We start from the raw sequence: 526 nt of genomic DNA, 5'->3' as shown, positions 1-526 counted from the left end.
CGCTGTGTAACGGTAGTGACGCGATGTTTACCAGCCTCGCTGAATATGCGGTAGCAGGAGATGATTACGATAAGGTAATAAGTCTCTTAACACAAACAGACTGGCAGCCTGCAACGACACTCAATCAAAGCAGCTTAGATACGGTCACAAGCCAAGCACTAGCAGCATACCCTGTGGCTGATCTGCCTGAGAGTAAGCTGGCACTATATTGGCAGTCTATCTCCCAAATCATGAATAGGGGCGGTCTTGGTGATATCGATGATCTTTTGCGTGATGATGACGCGCTTGCCCAGATAGACGGCAATTTTGCAGCGGATAAATGGACTAAGCGCGCGCTTGCTACTTATCGGCACGGCTGCCCAGTGAGTGCGGCATTGACTTATGCATTGTACGACAAAGCGACAGATCTTTCGCTTGAGCAAGTGCTCTATCTTGAGCTTAATACCGCTGTACACTGCGCGGCAAATCCTGATTTTAAAGAAGGCGTACGGGCGCTGCTGATTGATAAAGACAAAGATCCTAAATG

1 protein-coding gene is annotated in these 526 nt (G+C 48.5%); it reads left to right on the top strand.

The window, feature by feature from the left end; translation table 11 throughout:
- On the top strand, positions 1-526 hold a 526-nt coding region (locus ACTXGO_RS16650; RefSeq protein ID WP_443575248.1), incomplete at both ends, for an enoyl-CoA hydratase/isomerase family protein.

This window comes from Psychrobacter sp. T6-1, from assembly GCF_052258445.1.
The sequence above is the reverse complement of the archived record's forward strand: the minus strand, read 5'-3'. Positions and strand labels throughout refer to the sequence as shown.